Source organism: Telluria sp. ZB4P37 (genome assembly GCF_059685855.1).
Map to the genome: position 1 here is coordinate 414738 of NZ_JCASID010000001.1, position 26136 is coordinate 440873.

General features: G+C 68.4%; 27 protein-coding genes. 19 read left to right on the plus strand and 8 right to left on the minus strand.

All coding sequences use genetic code 11. The features are described from left to right. Positions 1 to 98 precede the first annotated feature (98 nt). From paoC to AC56K1_RS02160, 5 genes are all read right to left on the minus strand, one after another. Entirely contained in the window at positions 99 to 2360 is a 2262-nt protein-coding gene (gene paoC / locus AC56K1_RS02140; protein WP_497156185.1) for an aldehyde oxidoreductase molybdenum-binding subunit PaoC, read from the minus strand. An 11-nt stretch (positions 2361 to 2371) separates the two neighbouring features. Continuing rightward, complete coding sequence (locus tag AC56K1_RS02145) at positions 2372 to 3322, minus strand: FAD binding domain-containing protein (protein ID WP_497156186.1); 951 nt, start codon at positions 3320 to 3322, stop codon at positions 2372 to 2374. Further along, complete coding sequence (paoA, locus tag AC56K1_RS02150) at positions 3319 to 3993, minus strand: aldehyde dehydrogenase iron-sulfur subunit PaoA (protein WP_497156187.1); 675 nt, start codon at positions 3991 to 3993, stop codon at positions 3319 to 3321. The genes AC56K1_RS02145 and paoA overlap by 4 nt, the downstream gene beginning before the upstream one ends. A gap of 256 nt (positions 3994 to 4249) precedes the next feature. Continuing rightward, positions 4250 to 4723, minus strand: coding sequence for a MarR family winged helix-turn-helix transcriptional regulator (locus AC56K1_RS02155; protein ID WP_497156188.1), 474 nt, complete (start codon positions 4721 to 4723; stop codon positions 4250 to 4252). Between the two features lie 24 nt (positions 4724 to 4747). Continuing rightward, positions 4748 to 5977, minus strand: coding sequence for a metal-dependent hydrolase (locus AC56K1_RS02160; protein WP_497156189.1), 1230 nt, complete (start codon positions 5975 to 5977; stop codon positions 4748 to 4750). 228 nt (positions 5978 to 6205) lie between these two features. Between AC56K1_RS02160 and AC56K1_RS02165 the strand changes: the two genes are divergently transcribed. The 3 genes from AC56K1_RS02165 to AC56K1_RS02175 all read left to right on the plus strand — a co-directional run bounded on the left by AC56K1_RS02165 (position 6206) and on the right by AC56K1_RS02175 (position 8806). Next, a complete protein-coding gene (locus tag AC56K1_RS02165; protein WP_497156190.1) occupies positions 6206 to 7198 on the plus strand; it encodes a hypothetical protein in 993 nt (330 codons plus the stop codon). Further along, positions 7195 to 7854 (plus strand): cation transporter, encoded by a 660-nt coding sequence (locus AC56K1_RS02170; protein ID WP_497156191.1) that lies wholly within the window; start codon positions 7195 to 7197, stop codon positions 7852 to 7854. Before AC56K1_RS02165 ends, AC56K1_RS02170 begins: the two co-directional genes overlap by 4 nt. Positions 7855 to 7948: 94 nt before the next feature. Then, positions 7949 to 8806, plus strand: a complete 858-nt coding sequence (locus AC56K1_RS02175; RefSeq protein ID WP_497156192.1) for an HAD-IC family P-type ATPase — start codon at positions 7949 to 7951, stop codon at positions 8804 to 8806. A gap of 115 nt (positions 8807 to 8921) precedes the next feature. Here the strand turns inward: AC56K1_RS02175 and AC56K1_RS02180 are convergent, their stop codons facing one another. Together AC56K1_RS02180 and AC56K1_RS02185 are read right to left on the minus strand one after the other, a co-directional pair. Then, a complete protein-coding gene (locus tag AC56K1_RS02180) occupies positions 8922 to 9320 on the minus strand; it encodes a TraR/DksA family transcriptional regulator (RefSeq protein ID WP_497156193.1) in 399 nt (132 codons plus the stop codon). 108 nt (positions 9321 to 9428) lie between these two features. Beyond that, positions 9429 to 9884, minus strand: a complete 456-nt coding sequence (locus AC56K1_RS02185; RefSeq protein ID WP_497156194.1) for a hypothetical protein — start codon at positions 9882 to 9884, stop codon at positions 9429 to 9431. Positions 9885 to 10088: 204 nt separating this feature from the next. On the opposite strand from AC56K1_RS02185, the gene AC56K1_RS02190 reads away from it, so the two are divergent. From AC56K1_RS02190 to AC56K1_RS02205, 4 genes are all read left to right on the plus strand, one after another. Further along, on the plus strand, positions 10089 to 11921 hold the full coding sequence (locus AC56K1_RS02190; RefSeq protein WP_497156195.1) for a DUF885 domain-containing protein: 1833 nt from the start codon (positions 10089 to 10091) through the stop codon (positions 11919 to 11921). A 97-nt stretch (positions 11922 to 12018) separates the two neighbouring features. Continuing rightward, positions 12019 to 12477 carry a hypothetical protein gene (locus AC56K1_RS02195; protein ID WP_497156196.1) on the plus strand — a complete coding sequence of 153 codons (459 nt, stop codon included), beginning with the start codon at positions 12019 to 12021 and terminating at the stop codon, positions 12475 to 12477. 125 nt (positions 12478 to 12602) lie between these two features. Continuing rightward, the gene (locus AC56K1_RS02200; protein WP_497156197.1) at positions 12603 to 13031 is read left to right on the plus strand and encodes a VOC family protein; all 429 of its coding nucleotides are present in this window, start codon (positions 12603 to 12605) and stop codon (positions 13029 to 13031) included. Between the two features lie 47 nt (positions 13032 to 13078). Beyond that, on the plus strand, positions 13079 to 13912 hold the full coding sequence (locus AC56K1_RS02205) for a metallophosphoesterase (RefSeq protein ID WP_497156198.1): 834 nt from the start codon (positions 13079 to 13081) through the stop codon (positions 13910 to 13912). Between the two features lie 91 nt (positions 13913 to 14003). Here the strand turns inward: AC56K1_RS02205 and AC56K1_RS02210 are convergent, their stop codons facing one another. Next, entirely contained in the window at positions 14004 to 15578 is a 1575-nt protein-coding gene (locus AC56K1_RS02210; protein ID WP_497156199.1) for a hypothetical protein, read from the minus strand. A 293-nt stretch (positions 15579 to 15871) separates the two neighbouring features. On the opposite strand from AC56K1_RS02210, the gene AC56K1_RS02215 reads away from it, so the two are divergent. The 12 genes from AC56K1_RS02215 (at position 15872) to AC56K1_RS02270 (ending at position 26135) form a co-directional block, all read left to right on the plus strand. Further along, positions 15872 to 17338: a cytochrome ubiquinol oxidase subunit I gene (locus AC56K1_RS02215; protein WP_497156200.1), complete on the plus strand. Its 1467-nt coding sequence runs from the start codon at positions 15872 to 15874 to the stop codon at positions 17336 to 17338. A gap of 2 nt (positions 17339 to 17340) precedes the next feature. Further along, entirely contained in the window at positions 17341 to 18360 is a 1020-nt protein-coding gene (gene cydB, locus AC56K1_RS02220; protein ID WP_497156201.1) for a cytochrome d ubiquinol oxidase subunit II, read from the plus strand. 70 nt (positions 18361 to 18430) lie between these two features. Then, positions 18431 to 18577 carry a DUF2474 domain-containing protein gene (locus AC56K1_RS02225; RefSeq protein ID WP_497156202.1) on the plus strand — a complete coding sequence of 49 codons (147 nt, stop codon included), beginning with the start codon at positions 18431 to 18433 and terminating at the stop codon, positions 18575 to 18577. A gap of 94 nt (positions 18578 to 18671) precedes the next feature. Continuing rightward, the gene (locus AC56K1_RS02230) at positions 18672 to 19364 is read left to right on the plus strand and encodes a TorD/DmsD family molecular chaperone (RefSeq protein ID WP_497156203.1); all 693 of its coding nucleotides are present in this window, start codon (positions 18672 to 18674) and stop codon (positions 19362 to 19364) included. 19 nt (positions 19365 to 19383) lie between these two features. Continuing rightward, the gene (locus tag AC56K1_RS02235; protein ID WP_497156204.1) at positions 19384 to 19644 is read left to right on the plus strand and encodes a formate dehydrogenase; all 261 of its coding nucleotides are present in this window, start codon (positions 19384 to 19386) and stop codon (positions 19642 to 19644) included. Positions 19645 to 19684: 40 nt separating this feature from the next. Further along, on the plus strand, positions 19685 to 22507 hold the full coding sequence (locus AC56K1_RS02240) for a formate dehydrogenase subunit alpha (protein ID WP_497156205.1): 2823 nt from the start codon (positions 19685 to 19687) through the stop codon (positions 22505 to 22507). Positions 22508 to 22545: 38 nt separating this feature from the next. Further along, positions 22546 to 23229, plus strand: coding sequence for a formate dehydrogenase FDH3 subunit beta (gene fdh3B, locus AC56K1_RS02245; protein WP_497156206.1), 684 nt, complete (start codon positions 22546 to 22548; stop codon positions 23227 to 23229). Continuing rightward, positions 23226 to 23456 (plus strand): hypothetical protein, encoded by a 231-nt coding sequence (locus tag AC56K1_RS02250; protein WP_497156207.1) that lies wholly within the window; start codon positions 23226 to 23228, stop codon positions 23454 to 23456. Before fdh3B ends, AC56K1_RS02250 begins: the two co-directional genes overlap by 4 nt. Positions 23457 to 23465: 9 nt before the next feature. After that, on the plus strand, positions 23466 to 24581 hold the full coding sequence (locus AC56K1_RS02255) for a formate dehydrogenase subunit gamma (RefSeq protein ID WP_497156208.1): 1116 nt from the start codon (positions 23466 to 23468) through the stop codon (positions 24579 to 24581). A gap of 8 nt (positions 24582 to 24589) precedes the next feature. Then, complete coding sequence (locus AC56K1_RS02260; protein WP_497156209.1) at positions 24590 to 25045, plus strand: hypothetical protein; 456 nt, start codon at positions 24590 to 24592, stop codon at positions 25043 to 25045. Next, positions 25045 to 25698 carry a hypothetical protein gene (locus AC56K1_RS02265; protein WP_497156210.1) on the plus strand — a complete coding sequence of 218 codons (654 nt, stop codon included), beginning with the start codon at positions 25045 to 25047 and terminating at the stop codon, positions 25696 to 25698. The genes AC56K1_RS02260 and AC56K1_RS02265 overlap by 1 nt, the downstream gene beginning before the upstream one ends. 2 nt (positions 25699 to 25700) lie before the next feature. Then, on the plus strand, positions 25701 to 26135 hold the full coding sequence (locus AC56K1_RS02270) for a DUF3305 domain-containing protein (RefSeq protein ID WP_497156211.1): 435 nt from the start codon (positions 25701 to 25703) through the stop codon (positions 26133 to 26135). The last annotated feature ends 1 nt before the right edge of the window (position 26136 follow it).

The window sequence follows — 26136 nt, forward strand, 5'->3', positions numbered from 1 at the left end:
AAGCGTTCCGCCTTGCGCGCCGGCTGCGCACGTGGCGGCAAAGCCGCAGCAGCGGCTTACATGCGAAGGGAGCCGGCAGGACCCCGGCCCCGGTGAGCTTACACCGACAGCGGCATCTTCGCGATCAGCTTGTCCAGCGTGATCGGATACTCGCGCACCCGCACGCCGGTGGCGTTGTAGACCGCGTTTGCGATCGCCGCCGCGACCCCGCAAATGCCCAGCTCCGCGATGCCCTTGGCCTTCATCGGCGAGGACATCGGGTCGGTCTCGTCCAGGAAGATGACCTCCTGGTGCGGGATGTCGGCATGGACCGGCACCTCGTAGCTGGCCAGGTCATGGTTGACGAAATAGCCGAGCCGCTTGTCCACCGCCAGCTCTTCCATCAGGGCCGCGCCCGCGCCCATGGTCATGGCGCCGATCACCTGGCTGCGCGCGGTCTTCGGGTTCAGGATGCGGCCGGCGGCGCACACCGCCAGCATGCGGCGGATGCGAACCTCGCAGGTCACGCTGTCGACCGCCACTTCCACGAAGTGGGCACCAAAAGTGGATTGCTGGAAGCGCTTGTTGATGTCGCCGTATTCGATCAGGTCTTCGGCCACCAGTTCGCGCTCGCCCACCGCCTCGGACAGCGGCAGGCTGCGCTCGCCAGATCGCACCAGGCCATCGGCGAAGATCGCGCGCGCCGGGTCGAAGCCCGCCTTGGCGGCGATGGCTTCGCGCAGCTTCATGCAGGCCGCGTAGACGCCGGCCGCCGAATTGTTGCCGCCCCACTGGCCGCCCGAGCCGCACGAGGCCGGGAAGCTCGAGTCACCCAGCCGCACTTTTACCTTGTCCATCGGGATGCCCATGGTCTCGCTGGCCGTCTGCGCCAGGATGGTATAGCTGCCGGTGCCGATATCGGTCATGTCGGTTTCCACCGTCAGGATGCCGCGCCGGTCCAGGCGCACGCGCGCCGCCGATTTGGTGAGCAGGTTGTCGCGGAAGGCCGAGGCCATGCCCATGCCGACCAGCCAGCGGCCATCGCGGACCTTGCCCGGCTGGCTTGAGCGCTTGTCCCAGCCGAACTGTTTTGCGCCGGTCTGCAGGCACTGCACGAACTGGCGCTTCGAAAATGGCGGATGCGGATTGTGCTTGCTCTTTTCTTCGGGCTTTTTCGACTGCGGGTCGGCGCCGGCGGGCTTTTCGGGATTGTCCGGCACCACCTGGGTGTCGTTCAGGATGCGGAACTGCACCGGGTCCATGCCGAGCTTTTCCGCCATCTCGTCCATCGCGATTTCCAGGGCGGCCATGCCGGGCGCTTCGCCCGGCGCGCGCATCGCATTGGCTTCCGGCAGGTCCATCTCGACCACCCGGTTGGAGGTCATGCGGTGCTCGCCCGCATACAGCGAGCGGGTCTGGGTGGCCGCATTTTCCGGGCTGCCGCTGGCCAGGTTCCCCGATGCGCTCTCGTGGCCGATGGCGGTGATTTTTCCTTCACGCGTGGCGCCGATGCGGATGCGCTGGTAAGTCGCCGAACGGTGGGTGGTGTTGTTCGGGATCAGGGCGCGCTGCAAAGTCACCTTGACCGGGCGGCCCGCTGCCTTGGCGCCCAGCGCCGCCAGCACCGCGTCGGCGCGCAGGAACAATTTGGAGCCGAAGCCGCCGCCGATATACGGCGACATCACACGCACCTTCGCCTTCGGGATGCCGAGGGTCTTGGCCAGGTCGCCCACGCTCCAGGCCACCATCTGGTTCGAGGTCCACAGGGTGAGGGCGTCGCCATCCCAGGCCGCGATGCTGGCATGCGGCTCCATCATCGAATGCGATTCGTGCGCGGTGCTGTATTCGGCGTCCAGCCGCACCGCGCTCGAGGCAAAGGCGCCGGTGAAGTTACCGACTTTGCTCTCGGCGCCTTCGCCCTTGGGTGCGGTCGCCTTGTTTTTCACGGCGTGCAGGTCGAACACGCCCTTGTCACGCTCGTAGCGCACGCGCACCAGGTGGGCGGCGTCGCGCGCCTGCTCGAAGGTGTCGGCCACCACCAGCGCAACCGCCTGGTGATAGTGCTCGACGCGCGGGCCGGCGAGCAGCATCGCGGTATTGAAATTGCCCTTGTTGATCTTGCCGGCATTGCCGGCCGTGACGACGGCGATCACGCCCGGCGCGGATTTGGCGGCGGCGACGTCGATCGAGACGATGCGGCCCTTGGGGATGCTCGAGCCGACCACATAGCCGTGCGCCTGGTTCGGCACCACGTCGTGGCGGTCCGTCGCATAGGGCGCCGTACCCGTGGTCTTGAGCGGGCCGTCGATGCGGCTGACCGGCTGGCCGACCACCTTGAGCTGGTCGATCGGGTTGGTCGTTGCGGGTTCGTTGAATTTCATGGCGGTCCTTCCTAGGCTTTTGCGTCAGCGATGATGGACGCCAGCGTGCGTTCCACGAGCGGCAGCTTGTATGCGTTGTCTTCGGTCGTGCGTGCGCCCTGCAGCAGCGCGCCGGCAAAGGCCTGGGCGCCGCGCGCGAGCAGGCTCTCTGAAGCTTCCACGCGCCATGGCTTGTGCGCCACGCCGCCGAGGGCCACCCGGCCGGTGCCGCCCGGCTGCATGACGGCAGCCACCGACACCAGCGCGAACGCGTAGGAAGCGCGGTCGCGCACCTTGCGGTAGACCTGCAGGCCGCCGAGCGGCGCCGGCAGGGTGACGGCCGTGATCAGTTCACCGGGCTGCAGGTTGTGGTCGATGTGCGGGGTCTTGCCCGGCAGGCGGTGGAAATCGGCGATCGGGATGATGCGGGTGGCGCCGCCCGGGTTGATGGTCTCGACCTGGGCGTCGAGCACCCGCATGGCCACCGCCATGTCGCTCGGATGGGTGGCGATGCACGCATCGCTCTGGCCGACGATGGCGTGCAGGCGGGTGAAGCCGCCGATCGCGCTGCAGCCGCTGCCCGGGTTGCGCTTGTTGCAGGGCTGGTTGGTGTCGTAGAAATAGGGGCAGCGGGTGCGCTGCAGCAGGTTGCCGGCGGTGGTGGCCTGGTTGCGCAGCTGGCCCGAGGCGCCGGCCAGCAGGGCGCGCGCCAGCACGCCGTAGTCGCGTCGCACGCGCATGTCGGCGGCCAGGTCGGAATTGCGCACCAGGGCGCCGATGCGCAGGCCGCCGTTCGCCAGCGGCTCGATGCGGTCGAGCGCGAGGTCGTTGACGTCGATCAGGTGGGCGGGAGTTTCGATCTGCAGCTTCATCAGGTCGAGTAAATTGGTGCCGCCGGCAACGAAGCGTGCGCCCGGGGTGCGTGCGGCGCTTGCCGCGGCTCCGGCCGGGGTCTTGGCGCGTTCATAGGTAAAGGCTTTCATCGCCTGGCTCCCGCTGCGCTCGACGGCATCCCGGCGACTTCGGCGATCGCTTCCTGGATGTTGGAATAGGCGCCGCAGCGGCACAAATTGCCGCTCATGCGCTCGCGGAACTCCATGTCGCTGGGCTGGGTCCTGGCGTTCAGGTCGGTCGTCACATGGCTCGGCATCCCGGCCCGCACTTCTTCCAGCATGCCCACGGCCGAGCAGATCTGTCCGGGGGTGCAGAAGCCGCACTGGAAACCGTCGTGCTTGATGAAGGCGGCCTGCAGCGGGTGCAGGCTGCCGGGGGTGCCGAGGCCTTCGATGGTGGTGATCTCGTGGCCTTCCTGCATCACCGCCAGCGTCAGGCAGGAGGTGGTGCGGCGGCCGTCGATCAGTACCGTGCAGGCGCCGCACTGACCCTGGTCGCAGCCCTTCTTGGAGCCGGTCAGGTGCAGCCGCTCGCGCAGGGCGTCGAGCAGGGTGGTGCGCGGATCGACCATCAGCTGGTACTCCTTGCCGTTCACGCGCAGCAGCACGCTCATCAATGCGGGCGTGGTGCGCGCCGCCGGGGCCGACGGGGCCGGGGCGGCTGCCGCCTGCGGCGCGAACCCGGACGCTGCGGCGACGCCGCCGACGGCGGCCGTCGAGGCCTTGAGCAACTGCCGCCTGTTTGGATCGAAGTCGGGCATCGGTATTCCTTTCTGGAGATGGTTCGGGATAAGCGTGTGCTGTTGACACCATGGCATCGCGTGAACATAGCGCGTTTCGGATTTCTGCGGCGTGCAGTTCGCTTGACGGCTTCCAGCGCCCGCGGCGTGTCCGGCACGCGTTGCGCCGCCGCACCATGGTAGAGGATGCAAGGCATCCGCACGCAGGGCAGAAATATTAAGGCTTATGAATGCCCGTCATGAATGGGCACGATGGTTGATGACTCGGGGTGAGTAATCAGCCTGGGGCGCCGCCGGGGGGATCGTCGTCGAGCCGGTGCAGGCCGCTGTCGACCACCGCGCGCATCGTGGCCAGCAGGCTGGCCCCCTGCTGCGCGCCGAACTGCTGGTCGAACAGGGCCTGGGCGCGGCGCCAGGCCGGCAGGATGGCCTCGACCTTGGCGCGGCCGGCATCGGTCAGTTCGACGATGCGCTCGCGCCGGTCCTGTGCGCTGGGACGGATGCGCACCAGCTCCTCGCGCACCAGAGGCTGAAGGTTGCGCGCCAGCGTGGTGCGGTCCATCACCATGCTCTGCGCCAGCCCGGTCACGGTGGCGGCACGCGGCCCCAGTCGGGCCAGGATCGCGAACTGGGTCACGCGCAGCCCGGAGCCGGACAGCATCTGGTCGTAGAAAGACGTGACGTAGCGCGAGGCCTGGCGCAGCGACGAGCAGTAGCAGAGGGTGTCGGGAAGGGGCGGGTCGTCGTCCATGGGCCCAGTATAGCCTTCCCTGCCTCAAGGGGTGGCGTGCGTCCGCCCCAGCAGGTCGGCGCGCGGATAGCCCCAGCGGGGCACCGGCGCCGGGCAGGGCCGGCCGGCCGTCTGCGCATACGGCAGGGTCGAGAAATTCGGCTGGCCGGGCGCGCCGAAGCGCAGGTCGGTGGCGCTGCCCCCAAGCAGCGAGGGCACCCGCGCAAAGCGCAGCCAGGCATCGAGATGGCAGTTGGCCTTTTGCAGGCTGCGCAAGTCGGCCAGGCTGCCGGTCTCGCTGAACTTCCAGGCGAGGTCCGGGGCTGTGGCACTCGGCTGGCCGCCGAACCGCGCCGGGCAGTGCGATACCGGCGCGATGCCGGGCGCAAGGCTCAGTACGCCGACCCGCAGCGCATAGCTGCCGGCAACCGGGCCTTCGCTGACGGTCGCGAACGACCAGCACAGCGGATTGGCCGGGAACGAGGACAGCGGGATGTCGAGCACGCGGCTGCCCGGTGCGGTGTGGGCCAGCGCGGCGCGGATCTCGCCGCGCGCCAGCTGTCCGGCCACGGCCTGGATGCCGACGAAGCCGATGCAGGCGGCCACCGCCGCCACCAGGCCCGCACGCGGCCCGGCGCGGTGGGCGGCGCCGACCAGCAGCATGATGCCCCCAAGAGCGGCCACCGAACCCCATTGCAGCAGCCCGAGCCAGGCCAGCAGCAGCGGCAGGGCGGAAAAAATGGCCAGCGCCGGCCGGCCGAGATATCGGGTGCGCGCCGACAAGGCAAGCGCGCACCCGAGCGCGGTCCAGAACATCGGTTCGACGATGAATACCAGGTCGCCGTAGATCCAGCGCGCATCGAAGGGGTAGAAAGGATGGACGCCGTAGACGTTCAGTGCGTCGAAGCCCAGGTGCAGCACCATGCCGAGGGCCGCAGTGCCCAGCACCGCGCGGCGGGCAGTACGGTCGGCGTGCAGGAGCCGGCGCGCGCCCGGCCACAGCAGCCAGGTCAGGGCCAGCAGCAGCGCCACCTGCGGCAGCGCATATAGCAGCGTGTGGGTATGGCCGCGGTGGTGGACCAGGTAGCCGAGCGGCGCCGGCAGCAGCGGCGTGAGCGCCAGGTCGAGATCGGGAAAATTACTGGCCAGCAGGCCGGTGACGAGCAGGGCGCGGCGGCGCAGGTGGCCGTGGGCAGCGTCGCGCGGGGCGGGCAGGGCGCGTTCCACCAGTTCCCCGAGTGCGAGGCCGACGAGCGAATGGGTGATGTTATCCATGCCGCGAGCTTACACGAGTGGCAATATCTTGACGTAGATCAAGCTTTGGTCTGGAGTGGGCCCGGCGCGGCAAAATGGGTCTCCGGCAGGGGTGCCCAAGGCGAAATGAAATTTCCCGTGGGCATTTGATGCAGGTCAATAGTTCCAACGACGCGGCTCAATACACTGCGTGATGACCGCGCCGGGTTTGCACTTGCCCAAACCGGCGGACGCTGGAGCCGATACCTCATGCATGCAGACACCTACGCGGGCGCGGCCCGCACGCCGCTTTCGCCGTCCGCGGCGCACCTTGCGCCGGCCCCTGCCGCCGGCCATCACGCTTACCCGGAAGCGGCCGCCGGCCTGCCCCGTAGCTGCGCACGCCGGCTGTCCCTGCAGCTGCACATCCCGTGCTTCGACGAGATGCCGGTCCCGGTCTTCGGCGGGCTGGCGACCTATCTTGCCTACCTCAAGCGCGAAGCGGCCATGCGTGCCGCTCTGCTGGACGGAACCGGGGAGGTCGCACAACTGCGTTTCGGCGGCCTCGCGCCGGCCTGCCTGGACGCTGCCCAGCTGGACGGCCTGATGGCCCACCTGCGCCGGCATTTCCGTTTCGCTTCCGATGAAGCGGGCGAGTTCGAGGTGAGGGCAGACCCGCGCGGCGCCAGTCCCAAGCGCATCGCCCAGCTGCGTCGCCTGGGATTCAATTGCATCAGCCTCGACGTGCGTGACGATGGCGCAGAGCCGGCGCGCGTGCGTGGCGTCGCCGCGGCCGCGCGCGCCGCTGGCTTCCGTTCGCTGCGCGTGGCGTTCGGTTATGGGCTGCCGGGGCAGGGCGCCGATCTGCTGCGCCGCATGCTCGCCACCATCGTCAAGGCCGGCCCGGACCGGGTGGCGCTGCGGCCCCACGGCGGCGCCGCAAGCGGCGAGTTCGCGCAGCGCATGCGCCTGCAGGGCATCGGGCAGCTGCGCGCCGCCGGCTACGTGGACATCGGCGGCGACTGCTACGCCCTGCCGGGCGACCATCTCGCGCAGGCGCCCCACGATACCGGCGCGCCACCCTCCGTGTTCGGCATCCCGCTGCATGGGGTGGCGCAGATCGTCGGCTGCGGCGTGGCGGCAATCGGCATGGTTGGTGCGCTGCGTAGCCGCAACCTGGCCGTCCCCGGCGACTACTACGCCCTGCTCGACCGCAACGAACTGCCGCTCGCGCGCGGCCCGCACGGGATGGTGGCGCCATGAAAACCATCCAGGGACTGTGCCATCGCGCCTCGAGCCTCGGCCTGCCGGTCGCCGGCCCGCACCCGCAGCGCGCACCGGACAATGCGCCGGCCCACGCCCGGCCCGGCGCGCAAGCAGGCGCCGCGCACAGCGCCGCCGCCGCACTTGCCGAACCGGAGACGGCGGCCGCGGAAGGCGCCGACGGGCGCAGCCGGGCGCGCCCGCCGGCCGGCCAGGCCAGCTTCACCGTCGACGGCATGCGCGGGGCGGGCTGCGCCTGGCTGATCGAACGGCGCCTGCGCGGGGTGCCGGGCGTGCGGCGGGTGGCGGTCGACGTCGGCGCCGCCCGCGCCTGGGTGCGCTGGGACCCGGAAGCCTGCGGCATCCGCACCGTGCTGCGCGCGCTGCGCGGGCTCGGTTACGGCGCCTGGCCCTATGACGAACGGCGCCATGGAGCGCACCTGGAAGGCGCCGGGCGCAAGCTGGGTCGGCGCCTGGTCGTGGCCGGCCTGGCGCTGGTGCAGCTGATGATGTACGCGCTGCCGGCCTGGCTCGCGGGCGAGGGGGCGGCAGGGCGGACCAACGCCGGCGCGGTCGCGCTGGTGCACTGGATCCCGCTGGCGCTGGCGCTGCCGGTGGTGTGCTATTCGGCGCTGCCGTTCTACCTGGGCGCCTGAACAGGATGCACGGCGCCGCACGACCGAGGCGCTGGACGCCTACCGCGACGGCCTGCGCCTGCGCGGCGACCCGGCCGCGCGCGATACCGACACCGTGGCCGCGTCAACCCTGAAGGCGGGCGACCTGGTGCTGGTGCAGCCGGGCCAGGCGGTGCCGGCCGACGGCGTGGTGGTGGAAGGCATGACCGAAATCGACCTGGCCCTGCTCACCGGCGGGAGCCGCACCCAGCGCAAGAGCGCGGGCGACAACCTGCCCGGCGGCGCGGTCAATGTGGCCCAGGCCATCGTGGTGCGGCTCACTGCCGACGCCTGCGACAGCACCCTGGCGATGCTGGTGGGACTGGCCGAAAGCGCGGGCCAGGGAAAACCCATGGCGGCGCAGTGGACCGGCCGGATCAGCGTCTGGTTCGTGCCGGCGCTGCTGCTGCTCGATGCGGCGGTATTCTGCATCTGGCAGGCCGCGATCGCAGTGCTGGTGGTGTCCTGTCCGTGCGCGCTGTCGCTGGCCACGCCCGCGGCGCTGGCGGCGGCCACCGGCCGGCTCCTGCGCGGCGGCGTGCCGGCGGTGGCGCCGCACACGCTCGAGACCTTCGAGCGCGCCACCCACATCGTCTTCGACAAGACCGGCACGCTGACGCTGGGCCGCCCGGTGCTGCACCAGACCCTCCCGGTCGGCCCGCTCGGCGCGGCCCACTGCCTGCGCATCGCCGCCGCACTCGGAGCAGACAACGCGCACCCGATCGGCGTGGCGCTGCGCGCGGCCAGCGGCGCCCCCGGCCTGGCGTCGAGCCAGCTGGTCTATGAAGTGGGGCAGGGCATCGAAGGCAAAGCTGGAGAGCGCCGGCGCCTGGCTGGCCCGCTTCGACCTGCAGGACGTGCTGCGCGACGATGCCCCCGCCGTGGTGCAGCACTTCCGCAAGGGCGGCACGACCATCGTGCTGCTCAGCGGTGACGACGGCCGCACCACCGAGGCCGTGGCCAGCGGCTCGGCATGGCCGCCAGTTCGGCGCTGGTGGTGCTCAACGCGCTGCGCCTGAGGAAAAACTGATTCCCTGGCGCCGGCGCGCCTACATCGACGGGCCGCGGCCGCCGTGCTGGTCTTTCTCGAGCTGTTCCTGGCAGGCGATGCACAGGCGCACGGTAGGCGTGGCCAGCAGGCGCGCTTCCGGGATGTCGCAGCCGCAGGACTCGCAGATCCCGGCCCCACCCGATTCCAGCTTGCCGATGGCGACGTCGATCTCGTGCAGCAGCGCCGATTCGTGGTCGGCCAGGTGTTGCTCGTTATGGCTGAGCATCTCGGACTGCGGCGCGTCATCGGACTGGCCCTGGTGGGCCAGCGGGCCGATGGCCGGCGCTTCGTCGTCGGCTGAACCGGTGCGCGCGCGCAGCGACTCCAGCAGCTCTACGCGCGCCTGGTGCAGGCGCTGGCTCAATTGTTCGGATACCGATGGCGATAGAGGCGGCATAAGCGTGTTCCCGTTCGACGATGGAAGGTAGGAGGTGCGCCCTATCGAGTCTAAACGATAATGCCCGGCGCGCGCGCACGGCCCGGGCACTACCGCCCCGCCGGCGGGCTAGGGCGAGACGGCGGCCAGCACCACGATGTTCAGCAGCAGGAAGGCGGCCACCGCCGCCAGGCCGGTCACCAGGGCCAGGCCCCAGGTGCGGCGCGCGTAGGCTTCGCCATGGTGGAGCGCCACGTGTTTCACCTGTGCGTGGGCCGACATGCAATACCACACGCCCAGCAGCACCAGGCTCACCGAGGACGGGATGCTGAAATCCGAGCCGCTCGCGGCGGCGACCGCCACCACGATCAGGTTGACCAGGTTGACGACGCAGATCGCGATCACCCAGGCCTGGGCTTCCCTGGCTTTTTCCTGGTTGCCCAGGCGCTCCCAGTTGCGCGCGTGCAGCCAGGCACCGAAGGCGGGCGTGAGCAGCAGGCTCCAGAGCGCCGCGGCCATCGGGTTCCACAGGGCGATGGCGTCTTCGCCGGCGGCTTCGGCGGTCGTGCTGGCGCTCGTGTCCATCGGTCTTTCCGGTAGTTGCGATATGGAAAGATCGTAGGCCAGGCCGGCAGGGCGGCCTTGATGCCCGGCAGCCAAGGGCCAGCGCAGGCGCAACAGACCTGTACGTACTACGTGTACATTGTTGATCTGCTCTTTTCCATGTTAGATTCCCCGGCGGAAAAGCACGGCAAGAATCCACGATCAACGACAAGGAAGAGACAAACGATGCCATCCCCAAGCCAGCGCAGCCTGCGCGCCCTCATCGGCGCCCTGTTCATCCCCGCCGCGATCGCCGTGGCCAGCCTGCCGTCCTCCGCCCTGGCCGCGCCCGCCGCCAAGGCCGCGGCCGCCAAGCCGGACAAGGCCTTCGATATGTGGGCCGACAAATTTGCCGAGGACTGGGTACGCCTCAATCCGCAGGGCGCAACGGCCACGCAATACTTCAGCGGTGCCGAACAGGCCAGGCTGGATCGCGAGCTGACGCCGCTGACAAAAGCGCAGCGCCGGAAGACGCAGGCGCATGCCAAGGCGGGCCTGGCGCGCCTGGATAAATGGATGGCCGGCCAGCTCGACGAGAACCAGCGCGTCTCGGCTGCCGTCATGCGCTGGTCGCTGCAGAACGTGGTGGCCAACAAACCGTTCGAAGACCACTCCTTCATCTTCTCGCAGTTCAGCGGCGTGCAGGTCGGCCTGGTCAACTTCATGACCACCACCCACCCGCTGCGCAACGCGCAGGACGTCGACAGCTACCTGGCCCGCCTGGAGCAGGCCGGCGCCCGCATGGATGAAGCGCTGGCGCGTGCGCGCGAGGCCGCCGCCCGCTCCCTGATCCCGCCGCGCTTCATCCTCGAGCGCGCCCAGTACCAGGTCGACACCTTCCTCAAGCCTGCCAGCGCGGACAACGTGCTGGTCACCTCGCTGGCGCAGCGCACCGAGAAAATGGAAGGCTTGACTCCCGAAGCGCGCAAGGCCGCCCTGGCGCGCGCCGCCCAGATCGTGGAGGCGCGCATCCGCCCGGCCTACAAGCGCGTGCAGGACTTCATGCTCGAAATCCACCCGCGCACCGGCGACGTGGCCGGCATCTCGCGCCTGCCGAACGGCGCCGCGGCGTATGCGCGCGCGGTCGAGAATTTCACCAGCACCAAGCTGGCGCCGAATGAGATCCACGAGATCGGCCTGCGCGAAGTGGCGCGCATCGAAGGCGAGATGGACCGCCATTTGCGCTCGCTCGGCCTGACGGAGGGGAACATCGAAGAGCGCATGAAGCAGCTCGACGCCCGCTTCCAGCCGAAAGGAGAGGGCGACCCGCGGCCTGCGATCCTGGCCAGCTATGTCGAGATGGTGAAGGACGCCGAACGCAGGAGCAGCAAGCTGTTCAACCTGAAGCCGCGCGCACCGGTCGACGTGCGCCGCGAGCCCCCCCTGACCGAACCGTCGGCTGCCGCGCACTACTCGATGCCGGCGCCGGACGGTACCCGTCCCGGCATATTCTGGGTGCCGATGCGCGGCCCGACCTTCGACATGATCCGCATGCGCAGCCTGTCCTACCACGAAGCGGTGCCGGGCCACCACTTCCAACTGGCGATCCAGCAGGAGCTGACCGGCATCCCGAAATTCCGCAGCCAGCGCATCTTCAGTGGCGGCAGCGCCCACGCCGAGGGCTGGGCGCTGTACACCGAGCGCCTGGCGGTGGAGCAGGGCTGGTACGAAGGCGACGTGCCGGGCCTCCTGGGTGCGCTCGGCTCGGAACTGTTCCGCGCGCGCCGCCTGGTGGTCGACACCGGCCTGCATTCGAAGGGCTGGACCCGCCAGCAAGGCATCGACTACGGCATCGGCGCCCAGGAAGTCGAGCGCTACGTGGCCTGGCCGGGCCAGGCCAACGCCTACATGATCGGCATGCTGCGCATCGTCGAGCTGCGCGAAAAGGCCAAGAAGGAACTGGGCGCGAAGTTCTCGCTGCCTGGCTTCCACGACCTGGTGCTGGGCGCGGGCTCGGTGCCGCTGGACGTGCTGGGCGAACTGGTGGATAGCTGGATCGCGCGCCAGAAGAAGGCGTAACCGGCCAATGTCCCGGCATGCCTGCGCAGCACTCGTATTGACCGCGCTCGGCGCCGGCCCGTGCCTGGCCTGTTACGCGCCGCCTGCGTACCAATTCATGAGCGTGGACGAACAGATTGCCCAGGCGGTGGACGTATCGGTGGCGACGGTGGTCGGGGCAAGGGCGGAGGGACAAGGAATGGTCCGGTACGACTTCGTCGTTCTCAAGCGCCTGCGCGGGCCGGAGCGGGAGCGATTCAGCATGCTTTCACCTAGAGCTTCGGCGGAAGAGCACCCGCGCCATTCGGACGACCATAGCGATGGCGCGTTCTGGAGCCGCGGCGGGGGACGCCTGGCGAACTTTATCGACTGCCGGATCCATCCGCGATTTACCGTCGGCGAAAGCTACCTGGCGTTCTACGGCCAGCCCGCGACCCGGCGCAGCTTCGAGCGCATCGCCGTCGTCGGCGGCCAGCCGTCGCCGAACGACAAATGGCTCTCGTATGTCGAGCGGCGGCTTGCCGGACCGTGGAGGATCGACGCGCAGGGCCAGGCGCCCGCCGCATCGAAGGAGTAATCGCCGGCTTGCCGGCCTACCTGCCCGTACACGCCACGCACGCCGTTTGCCGCACCCCGCTTTTGCTTCTACACTTGCCGAAGCACGTGCAGGTTTTTCAAGATCGTCTTCTCCAGGAGAGCAGCATGGAAACAATGGAATTGCATCGCGGGCGCCTGATCGACCACGTCCAGCTGGTGGTGCGCGACTTGCCTGCCTCCCGGGCCTTCTACCAGGCGGTCTTCGAGGTGCTGGACGTGCCGCTGGGCGGCACCGGCGACGGCTGGTTCTGGTACGACGAACTGTTCGTCTCGAGCGTCGACAGCGAGGCGGCGATGGGCGTGACCACCGGCCGCCATCACCTGGCCTTCCAGGCGCGCGACCGCAAGATGGTCGACGCTTTTTATCACGCGGCCCTGGCCGCCGGCGCGAAGGACAATGGCGGCCCCGGCGAGCGCCCCTACCATCCGGGCTATTACGCGGCCTTCGTGCTCGACCCCGACGGCAACAACATCGAAGCCGTCTTCCACGGCGACGCCAGGCGCAGCGTGCCGTCGGTTGTCATTACCTTCTGAAGCAGGCGGCGCAGGGAGCTGGCGAAAGCCGCTATACTGCGCCGACCATGCGCATCCAGCTTTTCTCCGACCTGCACCTCGAACGCTATCCGGCCTTTGCGCCTTTGATATCCCACGATACCGACGTCGTCGTCCTGGCCGGCGACATCGGCTCCTACCAGGCCGGCTCGCGCCTGGCCACCAGCGAGTTCGGGCTGGAACGATTCTCGCCGCTGCGGCCAGGCGCCACGCCGGCGCGGGTGCTCTACATCCCCGGCAACCACGAGTTCGACGGGCTCGAATTCGACGAGGCCTACGCCCGCCTGCGCGCCACCTGCGAGCAGCTCGGCATCGAATGGCTGGACCGCGAGACCATCACCATCGGGCAGGTGCGCTTCATCGGCACGACCCTGTGGAGCGACTTCGATGCGCTGGCGCTGCGGGAGCAGGACCTCACCAAACAATTGCAGCGCCGCGAAAAGGCCTTCCGCGCCGCGAACTACTACCTGGCGAAGAACACCACGCTGAAAGACGGCGCGCAAGTGCTGGCCGAAGGCATCCGCGCGATGTCCCTCGACTGCCAGGACTGGCTGCGCGCTGCCCTGGCCCACCCCTTCGATGGCGCCACGGTCGCGGTCACCCATTTCGCGCCCAGCCTGCAAAGCGCCGACCCGCGCTATGGCCTCACGCCCGGCACGGCGGGCTTTTGCAATGCGCTCGACGGGCTGTTCCCGCTGGCCGACGTCTGGATGCATGGCCACCTGCACTGCGCCAACGACTACGTGGTGACGGGCGAGGAGGGCGGCCGTCCCTGGTCCTGCCGCGTGGTGGCCAATCCGCTGGGCTACCTGAGCAAGGGCGAACAGGAAGCCTTCCGCCCCGAATTGATCATCGAGCTCTAGGCGAGGTGCGCGCGGGCGCAGGACAGCACCCAGGCCGCCGGAGCCTGGCGCCGGCGGCCTGGGTGCCACGGGTGACGCCCGTAAGTGGATCTTATCCCAGGGACTTCATCCGGTAGTACTCCTTCTGGCCCTGGGCGCGCACGGTGCGCGAGAGCCTGGCTGCCTCCACCGCTGCCTGCTTCACGCAAGCAAAGGCGTCCGGCACATCCTGCAGGCCGTCGATGACCTGCTCGGCGTCCGGGCGCCCGGCCAAGGCCAGGCCGAAGGTGGCCGACACCGCCAGTTCTGCCGCCAGCTCTTCGATCGTCGGAGCGGCAACTGTCAAGGCACCCGCCTCCAGCGCCGCCTTGCGGACCTGGGGTGCTGCCAGTGCCTTCGCGACTGCCGTGCCGGTCGAGACCAGGGTCAGGAAGTCCAGCGCAGCCTGGCTGCCGCACCGGTTGGCCAGGTCGCCCAGGTGGATCAGGGCGGCGTTCTTGGCATTGAAGGCGGCCCGGCCGGCCCAGGGGCTGTGCACGAAGTCGACCAGGGGCTTGACGGCCAGTTCGCTGCCGATGAAGCAGAGCGTGGTAACGATCTCTGGCAGGAATTCCTCATGCTGCTCGGGCTCGTTGGCCAGCCATTCGAGCAGCACCTTCGCATCGGGCTCGCCGTATTGCGTGGCGACCGCGTAGGGGATCCCCTCTATCCAGTGGCGCGAGACGAAGTCGCGGACATCCTTCGGCGCCTGAATTCCTTCGCCATCGCAATTGCACGCCGGCATGACCGTGCCGGTGATGGTGAGCGGGCCGGCCAGGTAGCGCTCGGACTCGGCGCCGTTGATCACGTTATGGTCCGGGCCGATGCTCGGGTACATGACCGCCCGCGGGTCGTCGCTGCGGTGGCCGATGCCGGCGTTATGCGCATACTCGTGCACCCAGAGGATGCCTTCCATGCTGGGGGTGAAGCGGACGGCCGTGACGTTCACCGTGGGGCTGCCGAGCGGGGCGCAGCCGATGATCGACCCGCCGGGGCCGCCGCACCAGCGGATGGCCTGGACGATCTTGACGCCCGTGCCCGCATTGAGCAGGTCGATCAGCTGGGCTTCGGTCTGGATGGTCCCGGCGATATGTGCCGGCAGCACCTGCACCGGGCCGTTGCGCACGAACTGGAGCCGGGTCGCCACGTCCGTGGCCGAGTCCGGGCTCTGCAGCGTGCTGCCCATGTCGGCCAGGATGCGGTCGGCGTCGGCTTCGTCCAGGGCCACGCTGCTGTGGCGCTGCACGACCACCTGCACCGTCCGGGCCGTGGTGTCGGCCGGGTTGACCACCAGGTAGTCGACATACAGCGGGATGTCGGCCTCCCACTCGATGTTGACCCAGATGTCCACGCCCCGCGTGCGCGGCGCCACGTTGTGCACGGTGTAGCGGGCCGCCCCGATGAACTTGCCGGCGTCCGGCCCGCCCGCGACCCCTTCGCCGATGGCCACGAACACCTGCGAGCGGGGATCCACGTCCGGCCAGTCGAGCAGGAGCAGCCACTGGCCGCGCCGGGCGCCCCAGTCGTGGCGGTAGGTAAAGCCGGTGCCGTTCAGTGCCGGCGCCAGCGCGCTTGCGGCAACCTCGGCCCTGGCCGTCCTCTGCTGCGCCGGCGCCATCAGGGTTTCGTTACGATCATCTTCCGACATGCCTGTCTCCTTGCACGCTCGCAGCGTGGTGGTGTGGGGGTGGTTGTGGTGTCGAGCTCGCTTGTAGCCCACACAAATATAGACAAGGCCGGGCAAGCCGGAAGCGGCATTCGACGGCGGCTTAACCTGCCTCAGTGCTCGCCCGATTCCGGCGGCCGGGAACAGCGCCGGCGCCGAACCACATGGCTTGCGTATCAAAAAAACATCGGGGCAAGCGTGCGTGCCGGCCTGGCATGCTAGATTCTGCACACACCCGACGAATACCACCGGCATGACCCAACCGAGGAGCCTGCATGTTCGGTATGTCCGCTTTGGATCTGGCGCGTATCCAGTTTGCCTTCACGATGTCCTTTCACATCCTGTTTCCGGCAATCACCATCGGGCTGGCCAGTTACCTTGCCGTACTCGAGCTGTGCTGGCTGCGCACGGCGCGCCAGGTCTACGTCGACCTCTATCATTACTGGCTCAAGATCTTCGCCGTCACCTTCGGCATGGGGGTGGTGTCGGGCATCGTGATGGCCTACCAGATCGGCACCAACTGGAGTTATTTATCCGAATTCGCCGGCAGCATCATGGGGCCGCTGCTGGCCTACGAAGTGCTGACCGCCTTCTTCCTCGAAGCCGGTTTCCTCGGCGTCATGCTGTTCGGCTGGACCCGGGTCGGCCCCGGCCTGCATTTCGCCGCCACCTGCGCGGTGGCGGTCGGCACCCTGATCTCGGCCACCTGGATCCTGGCCGCCAACAGCTGGATGCAGACCCCGCAGGGCTATGCCATCGAAGGCGGGCGCATGGTTCCCGTCGACTGGCTGGCGATCGTATTCAACCCGTCCTTCCCCTACCGGCTGGTGCACATGGTGCTTGCCGCCTACCTGTGCACCGCGCTGATCGTCGGTGCCTCAGGCGCCTGGCAATTGCTCAAGGGGCGGGACAATCCCGCGGTGCGCAAGATGCTGTCGATGGCCATGTGGATGATCCTGGGCGTGGCCCCGATCCAGGCCGTGGTGGGCGACTTCCATGGCCTCAACACCCTCGAGCACCAGCCGGCCAAGCTGGCCGCCATGGAAGGGCACTGGCAGAACGAACCGGGCGAGGCGGTGCCGCTGCTGCTGTTCGGCGTACCCGACATGGAGCAGGAGCGCACGAAGTATGCCGTGGGCATCCCGCACGTGGGCAGCCTGATCCTCACTCACAGCTGGGCCGGGCAGATCCCGGGCCTGAAGGAGTTCCCGCGCGAGCAGCGGCCCAATTCGCTCATCGTGTTCTGGAGCTTCCGCATCATGGTGGGCCTGGGCATGCTGATGATCCTGCTCGGTGCCTGGAGCCTGTGGCTGCGGCGGCGTGGACGAATCTGGAGCAAGCGCCCCTTCCTGCGCTTCGCCCTGTGGATGGGGCCGGCCGGCCTGGTCGCCATCCTGGCCGGCTGGACCACCACCGAGGTCGGGCGCCAGCCCTGGGTCGTGTACGGGGTGCTGCGCACCGCCGACGCGGTCTCGCCGCACGGCGTGGGCCCGCTGGCGCTCACGCTGGCGCTCTTCATTGTCGCCTATTTCTTCGTGTTCGGAACCGGCACCGCCTACGTGCTGCGCATGATCCGCAAGGGCCCGCAGCGCTTCGAGCTGCAGCGCCCGACCGAGGGCGGGCCGGGCGAAGAGCGCACGCCGATGCGGCCGATGTCGGCGGCGGACGTCGGCAACGACGACGACGATGGTCCGGACGGCCCGCATCGTCCGCATGACGATGCTGTCGCGAAAGGAAGCTAGGCATGGGCATCGACACTTCCATCATCTGGGCGGTCATCATCTTCTTCGCGGTCTTCATGTACGTGCTGCTGGACGGCTTCGACCTGGGCATCGGCATGCTGTTCCCGTTCACGCCGCAAAAGCGCGACCGCGACACCATGATGAATACCGTGGCGCCGGTCTGGGACGGCAACGAGACCTGGCTGGTGCTGGGCGGGGAAGGGCTGCTGGCGGCCTTCCCGGTGGCCTATTCGATCATCCTCTCGGGCCTCTACCTGCCGCTGGTCTTCATGCTCATCGGCCTGGTGTTCCGGGGCGTGGCCTTCGAATTCCGCTTCAAGGCCAAGGAACACGAGCGCCACCTGTGGGACAAGGCCTTCATCGGCGGCTCGGTGGTGGCCGCCTTCTTCCAGGGCGTCTCGCTCGGCGCCTTCCTGGACGGCATCGCCGTCTCGGGCCGCAGCTATGCCGGCGGGCCGCTCGACTGGATCGCTCCCTTCCCGCTGCTGGCCGGCTTCGGCGTGATGATCGCCTACACCCTGCTGGGCGCGACCTGGCTGATCATGAAGACCGAGGGCGAGCTGCATGCGCGCATGGTGCAGGTGGCGCGCCCGCTGGCGCTGGCGCTGCTGGCTGCCATCGTCGTGGTCAGCATCTGGACCCCGCTGCGCGACCCGGCCGTGGCCGACCGCTGGTTCACCTTCCCGAATATGGTGTTCCTGGCGCCGGTGCCTGTGCTGGTGCTGGTCTTCATCGCCTTGCTGCTGCGCTCGCTCACCGGGAAGGACGCCCACCTGCCGCACCGCCTGCCCTTCGTCGCGGCACTCGCCCTGATCCTCCTTGGCTACAGCGGCATGGCGATCAGCATCTGGCCGCACATCGTGCCGCCCGCGATCTCGATCTGGGAAGCCGCGTCGCCGCCAGCCAGCCAGGGCTTCGCGCTGGTCGGCACGCTATTCATCCTGCCGATCATCCTGATGTATACGGTCTGGTCGTACTGGGTCTTCCGCGGCAAGGTCAAGGCCGATGCGGGGTACCACTGATGGGCGGGCCGGGCCGCGCCAGGCCGGGCCAGGCCTCACTGGGCCTGGCCCGGCTGCACCGGAGGACGGCTTGAACGCCGCGCCGCGCAAGGTCAGCAGGCGCGAATGGATGCAGCGGCTCGGCTGGATGGTGGCGCTCTGGGCCGGCGGGGTACTGGCGCTGGCGGCGGTGGCTTACGTCATCCGCATCATCATGCATGCGCTCGGCATGCGCTGAGCATGGGCCGGGGGACTGATGGTCAACCGTGCGCGGCCTGCCGCAACGGAGGACTACACTTCCCGTAACCCTTTGCTAACAGGAGAGCAGCACCGTGTCCCATCCCGACGTGCCGTCCATGGACCGTCCCGCTGCCCCCATGGCGTCCGCTGATGTGTTTACCGAAATCGCGCTTCCGCTGTCCGGCGAGGACCAGGCGCGCGCCGACCTGTACGCGCTGCTGGCGCGCCTGTTGCTGAGGGCGCCCGACGCCGCGCTGCTCGATGCCCTGGCCGGTGCCGACCCGATCTGCGCCGAAGGGGGCGACCCGGCCCTGGAGCAAGCCTGGGAGCAGCTCACGGTCGCCTCCAGCGTCATGGACCCGGCCGCCGTGCTCGATGAATTCGACACGCTCTTCATCAGCATCGGCACGCCCCCGGTCAACCCCTATGGCTCGCGCTACCTGTCCGGCTTCATGAACGACACCCCGCTGGCCGAACTGCGCACTGACCTCGCCGAATACGGCGTGCAGCGGGTGCGCGGCGTGGGCGAGTTCGAAGACCACATGGGCTCGCTGTGCGAGACCATGCGCGTGCTGGTTGCCGGCGCGCCCGGCATCGCGCGCCAGCCGGTGGCGCGCCAGCAGCAGTTTTTCGAGGCCCACATCGCGCCCTGGTATGCGCGCTGCGTTGCCGACATCGCGTCCGCCGAAGGCGCCAATTACTACCGGCTGGTCGCGCGCCTGGCCGGGGCCTTCCTCGACATCGAAGCCGAAGCCTTTGCGGTCGGGGAAGCCGTCGCAGATTAACCAAGACGAGGCAACACCCATGAAACAGCAAACCAAAGGGCAGGAACTGGCGCCCGCCGCGCTGGAAGCGAAGCCCGGTGCCGCAGCCGGGGCGCCGGACCCGGCACGCCGCAGCTTCCTCAGGGCCGCGCCGCTGGGCGCGCTGGCCGTCGTCGCCGGCAGCACGGGCGCCGCCGAAGTCCCGGCTGCGGCACCAAGCGCGCCCGAGCCGGAGGCGAAGCGCGGCTACCACGAAACCGAACACATCCGTCGTTACTACCAGACCGCCGCCTATTGGTGAGCAGGCCTATAGCACACCCGAGCGCAACCGGAGAGCCAGCATGTCCCTTGTGAAGACCACCCGCGACAGCGGACTTAAACGGCGCCGCTTCCTGGTCGGGGCCGGCGTAGCGGCCGGTGCCGGCGCGTTGGCGCGCCAGTTGCCGCTGAACGTCATCGAGCCGGCCACGGCAGCCGACCCGGTGCCGGGCGCCAAGGTGCCCACCGAAATCAAACGCACCATCTGCACCCACTGCTCGGTGGGCTGCTCGGTCGACGCCGTCGTGGCCAACGGCGTCTGGGTGCGCCAGGAAGCCGCCTTCGACTCGCCCATCAACATGGGCGCCCACTGCGCCAAGGGCGCCTCGGTGCGCGAGCACGGCTTCGGCGAGCACCGCCTGCGCTATCCAATGAAGCTGGTCGGCGGCAAGTACGTGCGTATCTCCTGGGACCAGGCCGTGAACGAAATCGGCGACAAGCTGCTGCAGCTGCGCCAGCAGGCCGGGCCGGATGCCCTGATGGTGATCGGCAGCTCCAAGCACAACAACGAGCAGGCCTACCTGCTGCGCAAGTGGGCGGCCTTCTGGGGCTCGAACAACTGCGACCACCAGGCGCGCATCTGCCACTCGACCACCGTCGCGGGCGTGGCCCAGACCTTTGGCTACGGGGCGATGACGAATTCGTTCAACGACCTGCACTACAGCAAGGCCGTGATGTTCATTGGCTCCAACCCGGCCGAGGCGCACCCGATCTCGATGCTGCACTTCCTCCACGCGAAAGAGCTCGGCGCCAAGATGATCGTGGTCGACCCGCGCTTTACCCGCACCGCGCGTTTTGCCCACCACTACGTGCGGGTACGCCCCGGCACCGACATCCCGCTGGTCTGGGGCATCCTGTGGCACATCTTCAATAACGGCTGGGAAGACAAGGAATACATTGCCGCCCGCACCTACGGCATGGACGACGTCCGCAAAGAGGTGGCGAAATGGACCCCCGACAAGGTCTCCGACGTCACCGGCGTGCCGGAATCCTCGGTGCGCATGGCGGCCGAGATGCTGGCCAAGAACAAGCCGTCCTCTGTGGTCTGGTGCATGGGCATCACCCAGCACCACGTCGGCACCGCCAACGTACGCGCGCTCTCCATCCTGCAGTTGGCGTTGGGCAATATCGGTGTGCCGGGCGGTGGGGCCAACATCTACCGCGGCCACGACAACGTGCAGGGCGCCACCGACGTCGGCCCGAACGCCGATTCGCTGCCGGGCTATTACGGCATCGCCGAAGGCGCCTGGAAGCATTTCGCCACCGCATGGGGCGTCGACTACAACTGGATCATGTCGCGCTTCGGCTCCAAAGAGCTGATGGAAAAGCCCGGCATCACGGTGTCGCGCTGGTTCGACGCGGTCAACGAGCAGAACCAGTTCATCGACCAGCCGAGCAACCTGCGCGCCGTGTTCTACTGGGGCCATGCCCCGAACAGCCAGATCCGCCTGCCGGACATGAAGGCGGCCATGCAAAAGCTCGACATGCTGGTGGTGGTCGACCCTTACCCGAGCATGACCGCCGCCATGCACGGCCGCACCGACGGCGTCTACCTGCTGCCGGCCGCCTCGCAATTCGAAACGCAAGGCTCGTGCACGGCCTCGAACCGCTCGATCCAGTGGCGCGAGCGCGTCATCGCGCCGCTGTTCGAGTGCAAGACCGACCACGAGATCATGTATTTGCTGGCCAAGAAGCTCGGCTTCCATAACGAGCTGTGCCGCAACATCAAGGTGGTGCAGAACGACCCGGTGATCGAAGACATCCTGCGCGAGATCAACCGCTCGTGCTGGACCATCGGCTACACGGGCTGCTCGCCGGAGCGCCTCAAGCTCCACATGGAAAACAAGCACACCTTCAACCCCACCACCATGCGCGCCGACGACGGTCCCTGCAAGGGCGACTATTACGGCCTGCCGTGGCCGTGCTGGGGCACGCCGGAAATGAAGCACCCGGGCACGCCGATCCTGTACGACACCAGCAAGTCGGTGGCCGAGGGCGGCCTCCCGTTCCGCGCCAACTGGGGCGTCGAGCACAACGGCGTGTCGCTGCTGGCGGCCGACGGCTCCACCAACAAGGACAGCCAGCTCGACACCGGCTACCCCGAGTTCGACCACGTGTTCCTGAAAAAGCTGGGCTGGTGGGCCGAGCTCACCCCGCAGGAGCAGGCGCTGGCCGAAGGCAAGAACTGGAAGACCGACGCGTCCGGCGGCATCATCCGCGTGGTCATCTCGCACGGCTGCGCGCCCTTCGGCAATGCGCGGGCGCGCTGCAACGTGTGGAATTTCCCCGACCCGGTGCCGGTCCACCGCGAGCCGCTCGCTTCGCCGCGCCGCGACCTGGTCGCCACCTACCCCACCTACGACGACAAGGCCAATTTCTGGCGCGTGCCGACGCTGTATAAATCGGTGCAGGCGGTGGACTATTCCAAGGACTTCCCGATGGTCATGACCTCGGGCCGCCTGGTCGAGTACGAGGGCGGCGGCGAGGAAACCCGCTCCAACCCCTGGCTGGCCGAGCTCCAGCAAAACATGTTCGTCGAGATCAACCCGAAAGACGCCGCGCAGATGAACGCGCGCATCGGTGACTACGTCTGGGTCGAGACGCCCACCGGGGCGCGCATGAAAATGATGGCGATGGTCACCGAGCGGGTGCCGATCGGCCTGGTCTGGATGCCATTCCACTTCGGCGGCTGGTGGATGGGCGAAGACCTGGAGCGCCACTACCCCGAGGGCGGCGCCCCGACCGTACGCGGCGAGGCCTGCAACACCGGCTGGACCTATGGTTACGACGCCGTGACGATGATGCAGGAAACCAAGGTGTCGCTGTGCCGGGTCGTTCGGGCCTAGTGAGCGCATGACGGACCAAGAGAGTTGAGGAGGGTGGCATGGCCGCAAGGATGAAATTCATTTGCGATACCGAGCGTTGCATCGACTGCAATGGTTGCGTGACCGCATGCAAGAACGAAAACGAAACGCCCTGGGGCGTGAACCGGCGCCGCGTGGTGACGATCAACGACGGCATCCCGGGCGAGCGCTCGGTGTCGATCGCCTGCATGCACTGCACCGACGCGCCCTGCATGGCCGTATGCCCGACCAATTGCATCTACCACACCGAGGACGGCATCGTCCTGCACAGCAAGGACCAATGCATCGGCTGCGGCTACTGCTCCTATGCCTGCCCCTTCGGCGCACCGCAGTTCCCCGAAACGGGGTTGTTCAACCACCGCGGCAAGATGGACAAGTGCACCTACTGCGCCGGCGGCCCGGAACCGGACACCTCGGAAGCCGAATTCAAGAAATACGGCCGCAACCGTATCGCCGAGGGCAAGCTGCCGGCCTGCGCCGAGATGTGCGGCACCAAGGCGCTGCTGGCGGGCGAGGCCAACCTGATCGCCGACATCTACCGCCAGCGCGTCGAGACGCGCGGCTACGGCCCGGAACTGTGGGGCTGGAAGATCGCCTATGGCCGCCCGAAACGCGGCGGCGAGGTGCAATCCAAGGGCGACCTGCCGCGCCGCAACCAGGTGCCCGGAGACACCCAGAACGGCGGTGGAGGGTTCCCGCAATGAACAATCCTTCCATTACGCGATTGAGGCTTTGCCTGCTGGCGCTGCCGATTCTGCTGTCCGGCTGCCTCGAAGTCGACCAGCACCCTGAATGGCTGCGCGGCCAGTACGCCGGCAAGCACGACAACCGGCATTTCCAGGTGCGTTTCCACAACGACCGGCTGGCCTGGGCGGCGGCCATCAACAACCGCAACCAGAAGCAGAACGAGTACAACCGGGCCAATCCCTAGGAGCCGACGATGCACGCCAACCCGCTTCGAATCCATGCTGTCCTGGCCAGGCTGTTTTCCCTGCAGGCGTGCTGCGCGCTGCTCGCTCTGGTGGCGACGCTCATGCTGTCGCCAGCCTATGCCGGCGTACCCAACAAGGACGCCAAGCCCGCCTATGCCGAGGAGCAGACCATGCTCCAGATCGAAGGCGATTCGGTCGTGCGCGAGCCCAGCCTTACTAACCCGGCCTCTGGGCGGGTGCACATGGACCGCCACTTCCTGGGCCAGTACGGCACCACCGAAGCGAACGTCATCGTCCAGCGCGGCGGCAATACCTGGCGCCACCTGCGCAACGGGCCGCTCGCGACCATTGCCGGCTTCATCCTGCTGGTCGTGCCTTTCCTGATCTTCGTCTTCTACAAGGCGGTCGGCCCGGCCCGCGAAGAGCCGGGTTCCGGGCGCCGTATCCAGCGCTTCACCGCCTGGGAGCGCCACGTTCACTGGGCCACGGCCTATACCTTCATCGCGCTGGCCGTCACCGGCCTGATCATCATGTACGGCAAGAAGATCATGCTGCCCTGGATGGGGCATGCCTTGTTCTCCTGGGTGGCGATCATCTCGAAATACCTGCACAACTTCGTCGGGCCGCTGTTCATCCTGTGCTCGATCCTGATGTTCATCACCTTCTTGCGCCGCAATTTCTTCAATCGTAACGACTGGCAATGGGTGAAGCAGGGCGGGGGCCTGGTGTCGCACAAGCACGTGCCGGCCGGATTCTTCAACGCCGGCGAAAAAGCCTGGTTCTGGCTTGGCGTCACGCTGCTGGGCATCCTGATGTCGATCACCGGGCTGGTGCTCGACTTCGTCACCTTCGGCCAGACCCGCTACGTGCTGCAGGTCGCCAACGTCCTGCACGTGGCCGGCTCTGCCCTGTACATCGCCGCCGCCATGGGCCACATCTACATCGGCACCTGGGGCACGCCCGGCGCCTACAAGGCCATGCGCGAAGGCACCGTGGACGAGGAATGGGCCCGGGCCCACCATGCGCTCTGGTACGAACAGGTGAAGAACGGCACCGCGCCGGGCGCCCATCCCGACGGCGGCGCTCCCGTGCGTCCAAGGCCACGCCCGGGCCCGGCTCATTAAGGAAGACCATGAAACCAACGACCATCCTGATGCATTGCGCTGTTGCGGCGCTGGTGCTGTCGGCCAGCGGCTGTGACCGTGGCCGCAACCCCAGCATGGGCGGCATCGAGCAGACCAAATACCCGGGCCAAGTAACAAGCGGTGGCCTGACCTCCGGGACCATCATCGCCAACACGACCAGGCCGGTCACTGATGCCACCTATGCCGGCGGCACGCCGGGCCATGCGGGCGGCGCGGGCGGCACCTCGTCCGGCGCCGAGACGGCCGGCACGGTACGCGAAACCGGGCAGGGCCCGAGCACCGGCGTCACGCCGCCGTCGGGCGTCCAGGCAGGCACCAACAAGCCGTCGGGCGACAACGCCAGCCCCGCCGCGCCCGCGCCCGGCACGGTACAGTCGGCGCCCGCCTCGAATGCGGCGTCCGAGGGGCCGGCCGCGCCGAGCCAGCTGAAAGGCAAGCAATGATGAAACGATCCTCTTTCAAGGCAGGCGCCATTGCCGCGTTCGCGGGTCTGCTCGCCTGCAGCACGCCAGCATGGGCCGGATTGCCCAAGCCCGTCCTGACCCCGGCGCAACAGGAAGCGGCGGCGCTCAAGAAGGCCGATGCCGACGCCAAGCTGGCCAAGGACAAAGCAGCGCTGACCGCCTCGATGGATGCCCTCAGCACCCGCTGGCGTTCCCAGGCGCCGGCCAAGGGCTGGCGCGTCAATCCGCCCGTCGCGATCGCCGCCGCGCCTGCCGCGGCGCCCGGCGCTCCGGCTGGCATCGCGGCCGGGACGCCGGTGAACATGCCCGGCAAGGCCATGCCGGGTGCGGCGCCGGCAGGCGCTGCCGCCACGGCGGGCGTTCCCGCGGGTGTGACGCCGCCGTCCGCCGGCATGCCGGCAGCCGCGCCCTCTACCGCAGCGCCCGGCACGGCCGCGGCAGCGCCCGCCACCGGCGCCGCACCGCTCAGCCGCCAGGCCCTCAACGCGGCCAATGTCCCGGTCAAGAGCGAAAAGCTGGGCACCGCGCGGCCGAGCGAAGACGTCAAGACCCACCAGACCAGGGCCGTGCCGAAAGGCGTCGGCCCGGCGGTGGAAAAAGAAGGCACTCCAACGACGGCGAACAAGAAATGAAAATGGGTTCGATGCCGATCGCGGTCATCATGCAGCGCCGCGCCGTCCAGCACCGCTGGGCCGACGAGGCCTGGGCCGCGGTGGGCGTGGTGCCGGATCGCGGCAACCTGCCGCGCCTTCAGGTGCTCAGCGAAAGCCCGGAGCGTGACTACTACCTGGTGTCCGGCCTCGAGCTCGAGCTGTACACCGACGAAAACGACGGCTATTACGAAAACATGGTCGCACCCGAATCGAAGGTATTCGTGCTGTGGCGCATGGAGGAAGGCAAAGCCATTCCGGCACGCGCTTCGGTCAGCTATGTCGAGGGTACCCGCATGTTCGACTCGGGCGAAGCGGCCGACGGCGTGACCATGCCGGCCGAGATCTATACCTGGGTGGCGGAATACCTGCGCCAGCACTACCAGCCGAAGCCGCGCCGCGGCCGCCAGCACGGATGAT